The organism is Bradyrhizobium sp. AUGA SZCCT0283, from assembly GCF_018130385.1.
In the GTDB taxonomy this organism is placed as follows: Bacteria; Pseudomonadota; Alphaproteobacteria; order Rhizobiales; family Xanthobacteraceae; genus Bradyrhizobium.
The window spans coordinates 186,389-203,252 of the sequence record NZ_JAFCLU010000007.1 but is presented as its reverse complement, the minus strand read 5'-3'; the positions used below and the strand labels follow the sequence as shown (position 1 = coordinate 203,252).

The 16,864-nt window shown below is 63.2% G+C and carries 12 protein-coding genes and 2 riboswitches; of the genes, 6 read left to right on the top strand and 6 right to left on the bottom strand.

The features are described 5' to 3' along the window. Positions 1 to 4 precede the first annotated feature (4 nt). Both JQ624_RS12625 and JQ624_RS12620 read right to left on the bottom strand, forming a co-directional pair. Positions 5 to 430, bottom strand: a complete 426-nt coding sequence (locus JQ624_RS12625) for an OsmC family protein (protein ID WP_212419203.1) — start codon at positions 428 to 430, stop codon at positions 5 to 7. Positions 431 to 521: 91 nt separating this feature from the next. Then, a complete protein-coding gene (locus tag JQ624_RS12620) occupies positions 522 to 1,196 on the bottom strand; it encodes a TetR/AcrR family transcriptional regulator (RefSeq protein WP_212419202.1) in 675 nt (224 codons plus the stop codon). A gap of 339 nt (positions 1,197 to 1,535) precedes the next feature. Here JQ624_RS12620 and JQ624_RS12615 point away from each other — a divergent pair, with 339 nt between their 5' ends. Beyond that, complete coding sequence (locus JQ624_RS12615; RefSeq protein WP_212419201.1) at positions 1,536 to 2,348, top strand: sialate O-acetylesterase; 813 nt, start codon at positions 1,536 to 1,538, stop codon at positions 2,346 to 2,348. A gap of 12 nt (positions 2,349 to 2,360) precedes the next feature. On the opposite strand, the gene JQ624_RS12610 is transcribed toward JQ624_RS12615, so the two are convergent. The 4 genes from JQ624_RS12610 to JQ624_RS12595 form a co-directional block, all read right to left on the bottom strand. Then, positions 2,361 to 3,584 carry a glycosyltransferase family 87 protein gene (locus JQ624_RS12610; RefSeq protein WP_212419200.1) on the bottom strand — a complete coding sequence of 408 codons (1,224 nt, stop codon included), beginning with the start codon at positions 3,582 to 3,584 and terminating at the stop codon, positions 2,361 to 2,363. Positions 3,585 to 3,837: 253 nt separating this feature from the next. Further along, on the bottom strand, positions 3,838 to 4,968 hold the full coding sequence (locus JQ624_RS12605) for a ribonucleotide-diphosphate reductase subunit beta (RefSeq protein ID WP_212419199.1): 1,131 nt from the start codon (positions 4,966 to 4,968) through the stop codon (positions 3,838 to 3,840). Positions 4,969 to 4,994: 26 nt separating this feature from the next. Beyond that, entirely contained in the window at positions 4,995 to 7,901 is a 2,907-nt protein-coding gene (locus JQ624_RS12600; protein WP_212419198.1) for a ribonucleoside-diphosphate reductase subunit alpha, read from the bottom strand. A 118-nt stretch (positions 7,902 to 8,019) separates the two neighbouring features. Next, a riboswitch (cobalamin riboswitch) is annotated at positions 8,020 to 8,239 on the bottom strand. 63 nt (positions 8,240 to 8,302) lie between these two features. Beyond that, entirely contained in the window at positions 8,303 to 9,727 is a 1,425-nt protein-coding gene (locus JQ624_RS12595) for a short-chain fatty acyl-CoA regulator family protein (protein WP_212419197.1), read from the bottom strand. A gap of 134 nt (positions 9,728 to 9,861) precedes the next feature. Here JQ624_RS12595 and JQ624_RS12590 point away from each other — a divergent pair, with 134 nt between their 5' ends. The 5 genes from JQ624_RS12590 (at position 9,862) to metE (ending at position 16,750) form a co-directional block, all read left to right on the top strand. Next, positions 9,862 to 10,293, top strand: a complete 432-nt coding sequence (locus JQ624_RS12590; protein WP_212419196.1) for an acyl-CoA thioesterase — start codon at positions 9,862 to 9,864, stop codon at positions 10,291 to 10,293. Further along, positions 10,290 to 11,843: an MmgE/PrpD family protein gene (locus JQ624_RS12585; RefSeq protein WP_212419195.1), complete on the top strand. Its 1,554-nt coding sequence runs from the start codon at positions 10,290 to 10,292 to the stop codon at positions 11,841 to 11,843. The genes JQ624_RS12590 and JQ624_RS12585 overlap by 4 nt, the downstream gene beginning before the upstream one ends. Positions 11,844 to 11,854: 11 nt before the next feature. Continuing rightward, positions 11,855 to 13,027 carry a 2-methylcitrate synthase gene (gene prpC / locus JQ624_RS12580; RefSeq protein ID WP_212419194.1) on the top strand — a complete coding sequence of 391 codons (1,173 nt, stop codon included), beginning with the start codon at positions 11,855 to 11,857 and terminating at the stop codon, positions 13,025 to 13,027. Between the two features lie 11 nt (positions 13,028 to 13,038). Continuing rightward, positions 13,039 to 13,959, top strand: coding sequence for a methylisocitrate lyase (gene prpB / locus JQ624_RS12575; RefSeq protein WP_212419193.1), 921 nt, complete (start codon positions 13,039 to 13,041; stop codon positions 13,957 to 13,959). 104 nt (positions 13,960 to 14,063) lie between these two features. After that, a riboswitch (cobalamin riboswitch) is annotated at positions 14,064 to 14,266 on the top strand. A gap of 111 nt (positions 14,267 to 14,377) precedes the next feature. Beyond that, on the top strand, positions 14,378 to 16,750 hold the full coding sequence (metE, locus tag JQ624_RS12570) for a 5-methyltetrahydropteroyltriglutamate--homocysteine S-methyltransferase (protein ID WP_212419192.1): 2,373 nt from the start codon (positions 14,378 to 14,380) through the stop codon (positions 16,748 to 16,750). Positions 16,751 to 16,864: the final 114 nt, after the last annotated feature.

The window sequence follows — 16,864 nt, the reverse complement described above, 5'->3', positions numbered from 1 at the left end:
AGAATTACTGCAACGTCGCGTCCAGCGTGATCTTCGTATTCAGAAGTTTCGACACCGGACAACCGGCCTTGGCCTTGCCCGCCAGTTCCTCGAACGTCGCCTTGTCCGCGCCCGGGATCTTCGCGTTCAGCGTTAGATGAACCGAGGTGATGGCAAAACCATCGCCCTGCTTTTCCAGCGTGACGTCGGCCTTGGTTTCCATATGCTCGGCGGTGAGCTTGGCTTCTCCCAAGATCAGCGACAGCGCCATGGTGAAGCAGGCGGCGTGGGCGGCGCCGATCAATTCTTCCGGATTGGAGCCGGGCTTACCCTCAAAGCGGCTGGCGAAGCCGTAAGGATAATCGTTCAGCGCGCCGCTCTTGGTCGAGATCGCGCCCTTGCCGTCCTTGATGCCGCCCTGCCATTTGGCGGATCCTGATGTCGTCGTCATCGCATGCTCCTGATCACGGTTGAACCCGTCGATAAGCCGCAGCGTGGCAAATGGTTGCGACAAAGGCGTGGCGCAAACGGAAGCGAAGTTTCTACGCGCCGACCAGCGCCTTCGCCGGCAACACCGCCTGCACCACGAGGCCGCGGGCGCGGGCATCCATCACACCGACGGCGCGCAACGCCAATAGTGTGACGGTTTGCACGGCGTCGCGCAGCTTCGCGGGATCATCCAGATTCTCGGGCGCCAGCGGACCGACCAGCGATTCATGCAGCGCGCCGAGCAGCGCGGTGGCGGCAAGCGCCGTATCCTGCGCGGGCAGATGGCCGGCGCGCACCGCGGCGTCGATTCTGGCAGCAATCTCGCCGGAAATTTCGCGGCGGCTGGCGAGCCGCGACACCGAGACGTCGACATCGACAGGTTCGGCCAGAATGCCCCAGGCGAGCTTGCGCTGCGACAGCACATGCACGGCGACCGTGGTGACGGCGGCGGCGAGCGCCGAGGACGGCCCCGGAGCGGCATCCGCTGCGCGGCGGATCGCCGCCAGTTCGTCGCGCGAGACCTCGGCGATCAGTTCGGAAATCAGCTCGGCCTTGGACGGGAAGTAGCGGTAGACGGTGCCGGCCGCGACATTGGCGCGGACCGCAACCGGGGCGATCTGCACCGCCGCCATGCCGCCCTCGGCCGCAGCGTCCCGCGCCGCCGTCAGGATGGCGCTACGCCGCGCCGCCAGCCGCTTTACGACCTGATGGGTTCGCCGATAGACCATGGCGCGTTTCCGTCCCCGGCGCGCCCTTGAGCCCCGTGGAGCCTGCCAGAACGCGCACACCTTCAATGTCTTGAGCGATAAGCACACTCATCGCTTTGAAGAAGTGAACAACTATTCACGCCAAATGACAAGACGGTTTTGTAGCGGGATTTGCCGGCGGGGCTTTCCAACCATTAACAGCCTCTCAACGCTGCCCGGTTAGCATGCACCGAATTGGGCAGCCTCAGATCACCTCCCTCGCGCTCCAGGTCGCGCTCAGCCCGAATCGGTGAGCGCCCTCTAGGCGGCCGAGCCGTGTGCGCCCGCGACGAAGCTGAGCGATCCAGGGAGAAATTTTCATTGTTACGCCTTGTCGCGTTCCTGATTGGTGGCCTGCTGATCGGCACGATTGCCGGCAGGCTGCTGACGCCGGGCGGCCGCCCGACCGACCTAACTGGGCTTCCGCCACCGCCGGCGCGCGTCGAACGGCCGTGCGGCCCCGTATCCGGCAAGACGGCCATCATCGTCGTGCACGGCCAGAGCAACGCGGCCAACTACGGAAGCGTCCGACATACGGCACGTGAAGCCGTCGACAATTTCGATCCCGCAAGCGGCAAATGCTTTGCAGCGGCCGATCCCTTGCTGGGTACCGACGGCATGGGCGGGAGCTTTGCAACGCGCCTCGGCGACATCCTGATCCAGGCCGGACGCTATGACCGCGTGATTTTTGTACCCCTTGCCAAGGGCGGGGCACCGCTCGCCTTTCTGAGCAACGAAGGCGCCGAGTTGATCACCAACGGCATCGCAAAGCTGAAGGCCGCAGGGCTGACGCCGACGCATATTCTGTTCCAGCAGGGAGAAACGGATGCGGTATCGACGACGACTGCCGAAGAATATGCTTCGCTGTTGCATCAGTTGGTGAAGCGATTTCGCGCGGCCGGTTTCGATGCGCCCTTCTATCTGTCACGTAGCGCAAAATGCGACTACATCGCGCCGTACAACACCGCGGCGGTACGTGCCGGCCAATTATCTGCGGTCGACGAAGCTCTGGACATCCGCCCGGGGCCCGACACCGACACGATCGGAAATGAAGGCCGCAGTTCTGACGGCTGCCACATGAACGAGGCCGGCACGCTCGCCAATGCCGCATTATGGGCGGCGTTCATCAAATAGCGACCGCTGACTTTACGCCCCTGCCGCGACGAGTTTTGGCGCCGGCTCAGGCCGCCACCACGATCCGGCGCGGCGCAGGATCAGCGCGGACACCACCAGCGTGGCGCCAAGGCCGGTCGGAATGCCGGTGAACATGTAGCAGCCGATGAGGGCGACGACGGCGCCGAGCACCGGAAGCTCGTAGCTGCGAAAACCGGTCTTCAATCCGATGCGGACCAGAAAGGCGATCGGGATCGCCAGCACCATCATGTCGTACATGAACAGATAGGGCGTGGTCAGCAGCGCAGCGGCGGCGAGCGCTGCGGCCTTCAGCGTGTAGGGCACGCGGCTTCGCCACATCAGCGCCAGCACCACGGCCACCGAGGCAGTGAGGACCCACTGGAATGCCCAGCCAAGCGGCTCGCTGCCGCCGAAATAACGCACCAGCGAGAAGATGCTTTGCATCTTCCACCATGGAGCCTTGCCCTCGGTCAGGAACGCCTGCGAGAATTTCGGCATCCAGTGGAAGAACGCCAGCCAGCTCTCGGTGCCGAAGGCGAGCCAGGAAGCGGTGGCCAGCGCGACCGCCGTTACGGCAGCGCTGATGAACACGCGCCAATGCCCGGCTGCGATCAGCGCGATCGGAAACAGCAGCCCGTATTGCGGCTTGTACGTCAAAAGCCCGAGGCAGATGCCTGCCAGTACCGGCCGTACCGGAATCAGATAGAGCGCACCGCCGATCAGCGCCGCGGTGAGGAATCCGTTCTGCCCGACCAGCGCATTGATGAACGCCATCGGAATGGCGAGCGCGAGCAGATAGCCGAAGGGGTGGCCGACGATCGCGCGCATCGCGACCTGAAAGAGCAGAAAGCTGACCACGACCCAGCCGATAAAGGCGACCTGATAGGGAAGCTGCGCCAGCAAGGATGCGACGAACAGGAATGGCGGCGGATAGTGCCAGGCAAAATAGCCGACGAAATCCTGCCCGAGCTTTGCGACCTCGACCTGCTTCTGGATGTCCCAGTCATAGGCCTGTGCCGGGAGGCCGTCGAGCACCAGGCGGCCGGCCGCCCAGACGTTGATGAAATCGGTCGGGATGCCGCGGCCGTTCGGATCGTAAACCCACCAGTGTGAGAAATACGCCACCCCGCAAAGGGTCACGTTCGCAATCGCCAGCACCAGGCAGGCCCTGACGAGCCACGCGGGAATCGCGGTTTGCTCCGGTGCGGGCCTGATGGTGGAAAGAGAGGCGGTCATGCGCGGTCCTTGCCTGGGCGCGCCCTGTCCGAAAGCGCACACCCTTAAAGCAATAGGCCTGACTGAATTGAGGAAATCTTAAGTTTTAGCGCGGCAACGGCGGGATTTTCTGTCGTCCCTGCGAACGCAGGGACGCATAACCACCGGCATTTATTTGTTACGAATGACGTCTCCCATACCGCGAAATCGTGAGATCGCGCGGTATGGGTCCCTGCGTTCGCAGGGACGACGGGCTACCGGTGCAAACCGTCCCCTACTCCCAACTCAGCGCCCCGCCGTTCTGATATTCGATCACCCGTGTCTCGAAGAAGTTCTTCTCCTTCTTCAGGTCCATCGCTTCCGACATCCACGGGAACGGATTTTCGGTCTCGTCGAACACCCGCGGAAGCCCGAGCTGCGCGCAGCGGCGATTGGCGATGAAGTGCATGTAGCTCTCGCACAGCGCCGCATTCAGGCCGAGGAAGCCGCGCGGCATGGTGTCCCGCCCGTAGGCCGCTTCCAGTTCGGCCGCCTCGCGCACCATGGCGCGGACTTCGTCCTGAAAGGCTTTCGTCCACAAATGCGGATTCTCGATCTTGATCTGGTTGATGACGTCGATGCCGAAGTTCAGATGAATCGATTCATCGCGCAGGATGTACTGGTACTGCTCGGCGATGCCGACCATCTTGTTGCGGCGGCCGAGCGAGAGGATCTGGGCGAACCCGGTATAGAACCACATGCCCTCGAAGATGACGTAGAAGGCGACGAGATCGCGCAGGAATGCCTGGTCGGCTTCCGGTGTCCCGGTGCTGAAATCGGGATCGTCGAGGTGCTGGGTGTGCTTCAGCGCCCACGCCGCCTTGTCGGTGATCGACGGCACCTCGCGATACATGTTGAACAGCTCGCCCTCGTCCAATCCCAAACTCTCGACGATGTACTGGAAGGTATGGGTGTGCACGGCCTCCTCGAAGGACTGCCGCAGCAGATACTGCCGACACTCCGGATTGGTCAGATGGCGATAGATCGCCAGCACGATGTTGTTGGCGACGAGGCTTTCGGAAGCCGCGAAGAAGCCGAGGTTGCGCTTGATGGCGCGGCGTTCATCCTCGGTGAGGCCGTCACGCGATTTCCACAAAGCGATGTCGGCCTGCATCGAGACTTCGGTCGGCATCCAGTGATTGTTGCAGCCGGCGAGGTATTTCTCCCACGCCCATTTGTATTTCAGCGGCAGCAATTGATTGACGTCGGCGCGGCAGTTGATCATCCGCTTGTCGTCCACGGACACCCTGCCGCCGCGTCGGTCGATGGCGCCGAGGCCGGTTTGATCGGCCGCAACAGTGGTTTGCGCCACCAACGGAGGCGGCATCTGGCGCACGGGCGCAGCGGGTTCTGACCAGTCGAGCATTGTCGTTTCCTTCTCTTCTTGTCTGCTTACTGGCAGGCTTCGCATTCGGGATTGTCGATGGAACACGCCACCGCGCTGGACAGGTCAGGCGCGGTGGCGGACGGGACGATGATCGGCGCGCCCGCCGGCATCACAGGAGCCGCTGCGACGGCGTTGAGCTTGCCGTCGGTGCCGCGGAGCGTGGACTTTTCGACATGTGTCGCGCTGCGCGAGCGCAGGTAATAAGTCGTCTTCAGCCCGCGCGCCCAGGCCAGCCGATAGAGCGCATCGAGCTTCTTGCCGCTGGGATTGGCGATATAGAGGTTGAGCGACTGCGACTGGTCGATCCATTTCTGCCGCCGCGAGGCCGCCTCGATCAGCCATGCACTATCGATCTCGAAGGCGGTGGCATAGAGCGCCTTGAGGTCGTCGGGAATCCGATCGATGGCGCCGACGCTGCCGTCGAAATATTTGAGGTCGTTGACCATCACCTCGTCCCACAGCCCGCGCGCCTTGAGGTCGCGCACCAAAAACTCGTTCACCACGGTGAAGTCGCCGGACATGTTGGATTTGACATAGAGGTTCTGGTAGGCGGGCTCGATCGACTGCGCCACGCCGCAGATGTTGGAAATCGTCGCCGTCGGCGCGATCGCCATCACGTTCGAGTTGCGCATGCCGGTCGATTTGACGCGCTCGCGCAAGTGATCCCAGTCAAGCGCCATGCCGCGGTCCATCGCGAGACCGCCGCGGGCTTCCGCCAGCAGTTCGATCGAATCGATCGGCAAAATGCCCCGGCTCCACAGCGAGCCGTCGAACGACGGATAGCGCCCGCGCTCGGCCGCCAGATCAACGGAGGCCGAGATCGCATAATAGGAGATCATCTCCATGCTGGTATCGGCGAAGGCAACCGCCGCATCGGAAGCCATCGCGACCCGCAACGCCTGCAGCGCATCCTGGAAGCCCATCAGCCCAAGACCGACCGGGCGATGCCGCAGGTTCGAGCGGCGCGCTTCCGGGATGGTGTAAAAATTGATGTCGATGACGTTGTCGAGCATCCGCATCGCAATGGCCACGCTGCGCTGCAGCCGCGGTTCATCGAGCCGGCCTTCCCGCACATGGTTGAGCAGATTGATCGAGCCGAGATTGCAGACCGCGGTTTCATCGTCGGATGTATTGAGCGTGATTTCGGTGCAGAGGTTCGAGGAGTGGATGACACCAGCATGGCGCTGCGGCGAGCGCAGATTGCAGGGATCCTTGAATGTGATCCAGGGATGCCCGGTCTCGAACAGCATGGTCAGCATCTTGCGCCACAAATCCGTGGCGCGAACCTGCTTGAACACGCGGATTTCGCCGCGCGCCGCCTTGGCTTCATAGACCGCATAGCGCTCGGCGAAGGGCTGGCCGTAGAGGTCGTGCAGATCGAGCGTCTCGTCCGGCGAGAACAGCGTCCATTCGCCGTCGGTCTCGACGCGCTGCATGAAAAGGTCAGGCACCCAGTTCGCGGTGTTCATGTCATGGGTGCGGCGGCGCTCGTCGCCAGTGTTCTTGCGCAGGTCCAAAAATTCCTCGATGTCGATATGCCAGGTTTCGAGATAGGCGCAGACCGCGCCTTTGCGCTTTCCGCCCTGGTTGACGGCGATCGCGGTGTCGTTGGCGACTTTCAGGAATGGCACCACGCCCTGGCTCTCGCCATTGGTGCCCTTGATGTGGGCGCCGAGCCCGCGCACACGGGTCCAGTCGTTGCCGAGCCCGCCGGAATATTTCGCCAGCAGCGCGTTGTCCTTGACCGACTTGAAGATCCCGTCGAGATCGTCGGCAACGGTAGTGAGGAAGCACGACGACAATTGCGGCCGCAGCGTTCCCGAGTTGAACAAAGTGGGCGTCGAAGCCATGAAGTCGAATGAGGACAGCAAATCGTAGAACTCGATGGCGCGCGCCTCGCGGTCGATCTCGCGCAGCGCAAGGCCCATGGCGACGCGCATGAAGAACGCCTGCGGCAGTTCGATGCGGTTGCTGCGCTCATGCAAGAAATAGCGGTCGTACAGCGTTTGCAGCCCCAAAAACTGAAACGCCAGATCGCGCTCCGGCTTCAGCGCCGCGGCGAGCTTCTTCAGGTCGAACCGCGCCAGATCGGGATCGAGCAGTTCGGCCTTGATGCCGGTCTTGATGTAGGCGGGGAAGTATTCGCCGTAGCGCACCGCCATATCGGCCTGCGACGCGCTGGTCGGCTCACCAAGCACGAACGACAGCACCTCGGTGCGCAACTTGTCGAGCAACAGCCGCGCGCTGACATAAGCGTAGTCCGGCTCCTGCTCCACCAGCGTGCGCGCAGCCATCACCGACGCCAGCGCCAGTTCGGCCTCGCCGATGCCGTCATAGAGATTGCGCTGCGTTTCGGCGAGCACGGCAGCGGCGCTGACGCCGTCGAGACCGGCGCAGGCTTCCTCGATGATCAGCGTCAGGCGCGCGATATCGAGCGGGACCTGCACGCCGCCGGCCAGCGTGACGCGCAGCGAAGGCTCCGCCGACGGCTGAGCGGCGTTGGCCGCCTCCTGCCCGGCGCGCTGCCGCGTGCGTTCCTCGCGATACAGTACATAGGCCCGCGCGACCTTGTGGTGCTCTCTGCGCATCAGGGCGAGTTCGACCTGGTCCTGCACGTCCTCGATATGAAAGGTGCGACCCTCGCTGATCCGGCGCGACAGCGCGCCGACGACTTCCGAGGTCAGTTGCTCGACGATTTCATGGACGCGGCGGGAGGCCGCCGCGCCATGCCCCTCGACCGCGAGGAACGCCTTGGTCATCGCGACCGAAATCTTGCTGGCGTCGAATTTCGAAACCGTGCCGTTGCGGCGGATCACCTGCATCGGCGGCTGCGCGCTCGGCTCGGCCAGTGATTCGGGGCGCAGGTGGATGAATGGAACAGCGTTGGCTTCGCGATCGAGAGAGAGTGACATCAAGAGACCCCGTGGCAATGTTGTTGGGGCTGGATGTCAGGGAGGACGCTGCTACAAATGCGCAGGCGGGAAAACGCCGGCATGAGTCTGCAAGCGCCGCCGGGACACCCCGCCCGTGGACGTTTTTTGGTGTCGCGGCAGGTCTCCTGGCTCGCAGGTCGCCGTTATCCCCGTGTCTTCCCAATGCGATGCCGCATCAGTGACGTTAAGATCGGGAACAACTCACTGCTTACAGTTGCGGGGGCAGCGCCGGATTCTCGCGCGCTTTGCGCGATCACCGGCTTCCCTCTTAGCCACCAAATCTTGCGATCAGGCGGACCGTGACGGCTACATGTGGTGATATTCGCTGCTAAGTGTCAATGGCCCATTCGGGACATACGCACGAAATTCACATCGCCGCCCTAGCGCGATGTGGCGTAGGGGGCAAAATAGGACCGCGTTTCATCGACGTTGAGGGCGCGGCCGACCGGTGGAAACGCGCGCTGCGGACAATCCGGGCGTTCGCAAACCTTGCAGCCCATGCCGATCGGCGTCGCCAGTGACGGATCGATCTTGAGCCCCTGCGAATAGACGATTCGCTCCGCATGGCGAACATCGCATCCCAGCGCAACCGCAAACGTCTTGGCGGGCGCGCCGTAACCTCCCCTGCCGTGCGACACGGTTCGGGCAACCCACAAATAGGTTCGCTCATCGGGCATTCGCGCCAACTGCGTCAGGATACGCCCGGGGTTGGCGAAGGCCTCATAGACGTTCCACAGCGGACAGGTGCCGCCGACCCGCGAAAAATGGAAATCGGTCGCCGATTGGCGCTTCGATATGTTTCCGGCGCGATCGACGCGGATGAAGAAGAACGGCACGCCCCGCGCATTATGGCGCTGCAGGGTGCTCAGGCGGTGACAGATCGTTTCAAAGCCGACGCCGAACTGGTGACTGAGCAATTCGATGTCGTAGCGGCAGCGCTCCGCCTCGTTGAGGAAAACGGCGTAAGGCAGGATCAGCGCACCGGCGAAATAGTTCGCAAGGCCGATGCGGGCGAGGCCGCGCGATTCGTCGCTGGTGAACTTTGCCTTGTCGACGATTGAACGTATCGCCTCGTCCAGTTCCAGAATGGCGATCTGCGTCGCGAGCTGAAACGCCTGCTGGCCTGGATCAAGGCCCGGCGACAGCCGTAGCGTTCGCGTGCGGCCATCGAACAGGCGCTGCATTCCCGATTCCAGCTCGCTGATCGCATCGATCAGGACAGTGACGCCGTGCCGGCTTTCGAGATGCGACACCAAGCTCGGCGTCATCCGCCCGATCGGCAATTCCAACCGGCCGGCGATCGCTTCCGCAGCATCGTCGAGCTCGGCAATGTAGTTGTGCTGCAGATAGAAGAAGTCGCGAACTTCCTCGAACGGCGTGGACGGCAGAACCGCCACCGCGGCCTGACGGTCATCGCCGAGCCGCGCGGAGATTGCCGCATATTGCTCCGCGGCATGGCGATATTTGCGGTTGAGGTTGACCAGCGCGCGCCCGACCGCCGGCATGTTCTGCGCGAGTTCGCGAAGTTCGGCGACAGCGATCGACTCTCCCAGTGAAGGATCCGCCAGCGCTTCGCGGAGGTCCGAGATCAGACGCGCCTCGTCGCCCTCGGCGAACGACTGCACGTCGAGGCCGAACACCGAATTGAGCGCCAGCAGCACCGGCACGGTGAGCGGACGCTGATTGTTTTCCAGCTGGTTGAGGTAGCTCAGGGAGATCCCGAGTTTGCCGGCAAGCGCTGCCTGCGTCAGGCGCTGCTCCTCGCGCAGCCTTTTCAGCCGCACGCCCATGAAGGTCTTTTTCATCGCACTACCTTCGCAAACTTTGCAAATCAGTTGGTTTTTCTTCGCAATACTATGCTTTTTCAGCCATTTCGGTGGTGTACGTTTGTAGATATTGCGAAGTTGTTACGGAATGACAAGTCGTCCGGAGCAGGAAAATGCATTCAGCGGCGTCGCCAAACCTCCATCCCGACGAAACCCGGTTCGTGGAGATGGTGTTTCCGGAGCAGGCCAATCACTACGGCACGCTGTTCGGCGGCCATGCCCTGAGCCTGATGGGCAAGGCGGCCTTCGTCACAGCCACCCGGTACGCGCGCCAGAGCGTCGTCATGGCGACCTCGGACAAGATCGAATTTCACGAGCCCGTCCATGTCGGCGAACTCGTCGAGCTCGTCGCCCAGGTCGTGCGCGTCGGCCGCAGCTCCATGACGGTCGCCGTCGACATGATCCGCGAAGACCTGATCAGCGGCCGGCGGAAATCCGCGGTGCGCGGAACGTTCGAGATGGTCGCGGTGAACGAATTCGGCCGTCCGGTCCCGTTCGCGCAACCAACCAGGATCGATCCCATCCAGAAGGAAGCTGCGTCTTGAAACAGCATAGCGTTCGTACGTTCAAATCGGCCGATCATCTCCCGCGCGCCGGTCAACTGGCCTGGAAGATCGCCGAGGTCGCCGCCGACCCGGTCGCGGTCGAGGGCGATGTGGCGGAGATGCTGGGCAACCGCATCATCGACAACGCCGCCGTTGCCGCGGCCTCGGTGTCGCGGCGTCCCGTTGTCAGCGCGCGAGCGCAAGCCGAGGCGCATCCGTACCACGCTGGATCAACCGTGTTCGGGCTAACGCGGTCGCAACGGATGTCGCCGGAGTGGGCCGCCTGGGCCAACGGCGTCGCCGTGCGCGAGCTCGATTTCCACGATACGTTCCTGGCCGCGGACTATTCGCATCCCGGCGACAACATTCCGCCGGTGCTGGCGGTCGCCCAGCACTGCGGGCTGACGGGCGCGGACCTCGTGCGCGGGCTGGCCGCGGCCTACGAAATCCAGGTCGATCTCGTGAAGGGCATCTGCCTGCATGAGCACAAGATCGATCACATCGCCCATCTCGGGCCGTCCGCCGCTGCCGGAATCGGCGCGCTGCTCGGATTGCCGGCCGAGACGATCTATCAGGCCGTTCAGCAGGCGCTGCACGTCACCACGACCACGCGGCAATCGCGCAAGGGCGAGATATCGAGCTGGAAGGCCTATGCCCCGGCCTTCGCCGGCAAGATGGCGATCGAATCTGTCGATCGCGCGATGCGCGGCGAGGGCGCGCCATCACCCGCCTATGAGGGCGAGGACGGCTTCATCGCCTGGCTGCTCGGCGGCCCCGGCGCGGAATACACCGTGCCGCTGCCGGAGAAGGGCGAACCCAAGCGCGCCATTCTCGACACCTACACCAAGGAACACTCAGCCGAATACCAGAGCCAGGCCCTGATCGACCTCGCGCGCCGGCTCGGACCGAAGATTGGCGATCTCTCTGACATCGAAAGCATCGTCATCCACACCAGCCACCACACCCACTACGTCATAGGCTCCGGCGCCAACGATCCGCAGAAGATGGATCCGAAGGCGAGCCGCGAAACCCTCGACCATTCGATCATGTATATTTTCGCGGTCGCGCTGGAAGACGGCGGCTGGCATCACGAACGATCCTATGCGCCAGAGCGCGCGGGCCGCGAGACCACGATCGCGTTGTGGCGCAAGATCTCGACGGTCGAAGACCCGGCATGGACCCGCCGCTACCACAGCCATGATCCGAAGGAAAAGGCCTTTGGCGGCCGTGTCATCGTGAAGCTGAAGGGCGGCTCCATCATCAGCGACGAGATTGCGCTGGCCGATGCACATCCGCTGGGGGTCCGCCCGTTCAAACGCCAGAACTACATTGGGAAATTCCGGATGCTGGCGGAAGGCCTGATCAGCGCGGCTGAGCAGGATCGTTTCATCGCAACGGTGGAAAGACTCGCGTCGTTGAAGGCCGGTGAGCTGACCGACCTCACCTTCACGGTCGATCCAAAATTTCTCGGCAGCACATCGCCGCACGGTATCTTCGACTGGCGCGACACCGCCCGGGTTGCGGCCCAGCGCGTCGCCGGCAATCGATAAGGGAGATTGAGATGACAGACATCAAGCCTCCGCCCAAGAAGTCGGTCGCGCTTGCCGGCGTGATCGCCGGCGACACCGCGCTGTGCACGGTCGGCCGCACCGGAAATGACCTGCATTATCGGGGCTACGACATTTTGGATGTCGCCGAAACCTGCGAATTCGAGGAGATCGCGTATCTCCTGGTTCACGGCAGCCTGCCCACGCTGTCGGAGCTTCGAAACTACAAGGCCAAGCTGAAGGCGCTGCGCGGCTTGCCGCTCGCGGTGTTGCAGACGCTGGAATTGCTGCCCGCCGCCGCGCATCCGATGGATGTTTTAAGAAGCGGCGTCTCCGCACTCGGCTGTATCCTGCCGGAAGCCCATGATCACAATCAGCCCGGCGTGCGCGACATTGCCGACCGGCTGATGGCCTCGCTTGGATCGATGCTGCTCTACTGGCATCACTACGCCCACCACGGCCGCCGGATCGATGTCGAAACCGATGACGATTCGATCGGATCGCACTTTTTGCATCTGCTCCATGGCAGGAAGCCGCCGCCATCGCACGAGCGCGCGATGCATACGTCGCTGATCCTCTACGCGGAGCACGAGTACAACGCCTCGACATTCACGGCGCGCTCGATCGCGGGCACCGGGTCAGACCTCTATTCCGCGATCACAGGCGCGATCGGCGCGCTGCGCGGGCCGAAACATGGCGGCGCCAACGAGATCGCGTTCGAAGTGCAGAAGCGATATGGCGATACTGACGAAGCGGAGGCCGATATCCGCCGCAGGGTCGCGGCCAGGGAGGTCGTGATCGGCTTCGGCCACCCGGTCTACACCATCGCCGATCCGCGCAACAAGGTGATCAAGGAAGTCGCGCGCCGCCTCAGCATCGAAGGCGAGAGCACCCGGATGTTTGAAATTGCCGACCGGATCGAAGCCGTCATGGCCGACGCCAAGAAGATGTTCGCCAATCTCGACTGGTTCAGCGCGGTCTCCTACCACGCGATGGGGGTGCCGACCGCGATGTTCACGCCGCTGTTCGTGATTTCCCGGACGTCGGGGTGGGCGGCGCATGTGATGGAACAGCGCATCAACAACAAGATTATCCGCCCGGCCGCGAACTATGTCGGTCCGGAGAACCTGAAGTTCGTTCCGCTGCATGAGCGTGGCAAGGCGACAATCGCCCCACGCGCGGCGTAAGGACGACAGCCATGGTATATCTCCTGGGTACCGACATAGCCGACAAGCCGGCCGGGGCGCGCTTCCGCGATCTCCTGGACAGACCGGGCATTCTCCAGATGCCGGGCACACACAACGGAATGGCCGCGCTGCAGGCCCGCGACGCCGGCTTTTCCGCGCTCTATCTGTCCGGCGCGGCGATGACGGCCTCGATGGGCCTGCCGGATCTCGGCATCATCACTATCGAGGAAGTCGCCTTCTTCATCCGCCAGGTGGCGCGCGCCAGCGGCCTGCCGGTTCTGGTCGATGGCGACACCGGCTATGGCGAAGCGCTCAATGTCATGAACATGGTGCGCACCTTCGAGGATGCCGGTGCTGGCGCCGTTCACATCGAGGATCAGCTGCTTCCGAAAAAATGCGGCCATCTCAACGACAAGAAGCTGGCGGATGCGCGCGACATGGCGGCCAAGGTCGCCGCCGCCGCCAAGGCGCGGCGTCATCTCTATCTAATCGCGAGAACAGATGCCGCGGCCAGCGAAGGGATGGACGGCGCGGTAGCGCGCGCCAAACTCTATCTGGAAGCGGGAGCGGACGCGATCTTCCCGGAAGCGATGATTTCGCGCGAGATGTTCGAGGAGTTCGCCAGGCGCGTTCCCGATGTTCCACTGCTGGCGAACATGACGGAGTTCGGCAAGACGCCGTTCTTCACCGCATCCGAGTTCGAGGCCATGGGCTATCGCATGGTGATATGGCCGGTATCGTCGCTCCGCGTCGCCAACAAGGCCCAGCAGAACCTGTTCACGGCCCTCAAGTGCTATGGCAGCACCTGCACGATGCTCGACCAGATGCAGACGCGCGCCGAGCTCTACGCAACGATCGGGCTGCACGATTACGAGGCGCTCGACGCCTCCATCATCAGAACCATCGTCCCCGCGGGCATGCCGCAGGAGTGAATTATGTAGCTATCGCGCTTCGATCGGAATGGCGTTCATCGAATGATGGCAGAAAGCGCAACGGGGCGACGACCGATCTCGTATTGACTGAGATCGCCGTTGACTTTAACTGAACCCGTCGTGGTTCTTCGGGCTCGTTCGGCCCGAAGCTAAGAGGGAAGCCGGTGCAAAGCCGGAGCTGCCCCCGCAACTGTAAGCGGCGAGCCGCTGTCCAACAAAGTCACTGAGACCTTGCTTGGTTTCGGGAAGGCCGGACAGCAGCATGGACCCGCGAGCCAGGAGACCTGCCTCGACAACATACACGTCCTCGGGCGGGGTGTCCCGGTGGTGCGGTTGCGATTCCGCGCGCGCTTCCCACCGTACGCGGAATCCAGACGTGTCACTTCGGCCTTTGCCCCCAACTTTTGGGGTTAAGCCAATGTCTACTGCAACGTCTCCTTCTTCTACAATCTCCACTTCCTCGCTTCCCGTTGCCTCCCTCGGCACGCCACGCATCGGCCCGCGCCGCGAACTGAAATTCGCGCTGGAAAGTTTCTGGTCCGGCGCGACCGACGAGAAGGCGCTGATCGAAGCCGGCGCCGGTCTTCGTGCCGCCAACTGGGCACGCCAGAAGAAACTCGGCGTCAGCGTGATCCCGTCGAACGATTTCTCGTTCTACGATCAGATGCTCGACACGTCTGTGATGGTCGGTGCGATCCCGGAAATCCATCGCTGGAACGGTGGCCCGGTCCCGCTTGCGACCTATTTTGCGATGGCCCGCGGCGCGCAAGGCGAAACGCATGAAGCGAGCTGCGGCCATGCCCATCATGGGCACGACGCCGACCACGGCGTACCGGCGCAGGAGATGACAAAATGGTTCGACACCAACTACCACTACATGGTGCCTGAACTGGTAAGGGATCAGCGGTTCACCCTCGCCTCGCGCAAGCCGATCGAGGAATATGAGGAGGCCAAGGCGCTCGGCTATCAGACCCGCCCTGTGCTCATCGGTCCGGTCACGTTTCTCAAACTGGCAAAAAGCAAGGACGCCGGCTTCAATCCGCTGTCGCTGCTCGACCGGTTGCTGCCGGTTTACATCGACGTGCTGCGCGAACTGGCCTACCGCGGCGCCGAATGGGTGCAGATCGACGAGCCATGTCTCGTGCTCGACCTCGATATCGTCGGGCAGCAGGCGCTGCATTGCGCCTACACAGAAATCGCCAACGCGGCGCCGCAGCTCAAGATCATGCTGGCAACCTATTTCGGCGGGCTGGGCGGCAACCGCGATACCGCGCTGGCACTGCCCGTCGCCGGCCTGCATCTCGATCTCGTACGCGCGCCGGAGCAAATCGATGGCCTCGCCGATTTTCCAGAAGACCGCGTGCTGTCGCTCGGAATCATCGACGGCCGTAACATCTGGCGCGCGGATGTGAGCCGGATTCTCGCTTCGCTCGAACCCGCCATCGCGAAACGCGGCAAGGACCGTGTGCAGATCGCGCCCTCCTGCTCGCTGTTGCATGTCCCGATCGATCTGGCGCTGGAAACGGGGCTCGATTCCGAAATCAAGAGCTGGCTGGCGTTCTCGGTGCAGAAGCTCGAAGAGCTGACGACGCTCGGGACGGCACTCGCCGGTGGACGTGGTAGCGTCGAAGCTGCCCTGCGTGCCTCAGACGAAGCGGCCGCCGCGCGCAAGGCCTCGCCGCGGATTCACGATGCGAAGGTGGCCGCGCGCATCGCCGGCGTCGATGCCGCCATGCGTCGCCGCGCCAGCGCATTCGCCGAGCGCGCCGGCGTTCAGCACGAGCGCTTCAACCTGCCGGCCTTCCCGACCACGACCATCGGCTCGTTTCCGCAGACAGCCGAAGTCCGGAAAGCGCGCGCCGCTCACGCCAGCGGCGCCCTGACGGATGAGGTCTACAGGATTTATTTGCAGGACCAGACGGCCCGCGCGGTGCAGTGGCAGGAAACCATCGGTCTCGACGTGCTCGTGCATGGCGAGTTCGAGCGCAACGACATGGTGCAGTACTTTGGCGAACAACTCGCGGGTTTCGCCTTCACCACCCACGGCTGGGTGCAATCCTACGGATCGCGCTACGTTCGCCCGCCGGTGCTGTTCGGTGACGTCTCGCGCCCGAAGCCGATGACGGTCGAATGGTGGCAATACGCCCAGTCGCTGACGAAGAAGCCGATGAAGGCGATGCTGACCGGCCCCGTCACCATCCTGAACTGGTCGTTCGTCCGTGACGACATTGCCCGCAGCGAAGTCTGCCGGCAGATCGCGCTCGCGATCCGCGACGAGGTCTCCGATCTCGAGACTGCCGGCGCCGGCATGATCCAGATCGACGAGGCGGCGCTGCGGGAGGGCCTGCCGCTATGCAAGTCCGAATGGAAGGCCTATCTGGACTGGGCCGTCGACGCCTTTCGCCTCTGTTCGTCCGGCGTGCGCGACGAGACCCAGATCCACACCCACATGTGCTACTCGGAGTTCAACGACATCATCGATGCAATTGGCGCAATGGATGCCGACGTGATCTCGATCGAGACTTCGCGCTCGAAGATGGAATTGCTCGATGCGTTCAGGGACTACCGCTATCCGAACGAAATCGGCCCCGGCGTCTACGACATCCACTCTCCGCGCGTCCCCGAGATCGAAGAGATGACCGCCCTGCTCAGGCTGGCGCGGATGCGGCTCTCCGACGCCCAGATCTGGATCAATCCGGATTGCGGATTGAAGACCCGCAAATGGGAAGAGGTGCGGCCCGCGCTCGTCAACATGGTCGCGGCCGCCCGCGAGTTGCGGGCGCTGGCTTAGTCTGCCCGTCACACGATGCCAACTCCGTCATTGCGAGAGAAGCGAAGCAATCCATCTGTCCTCAGCTGCGCGTGGACTGCTTCGTCGCGGAGCCTGTCATCGGACGCGCATTCG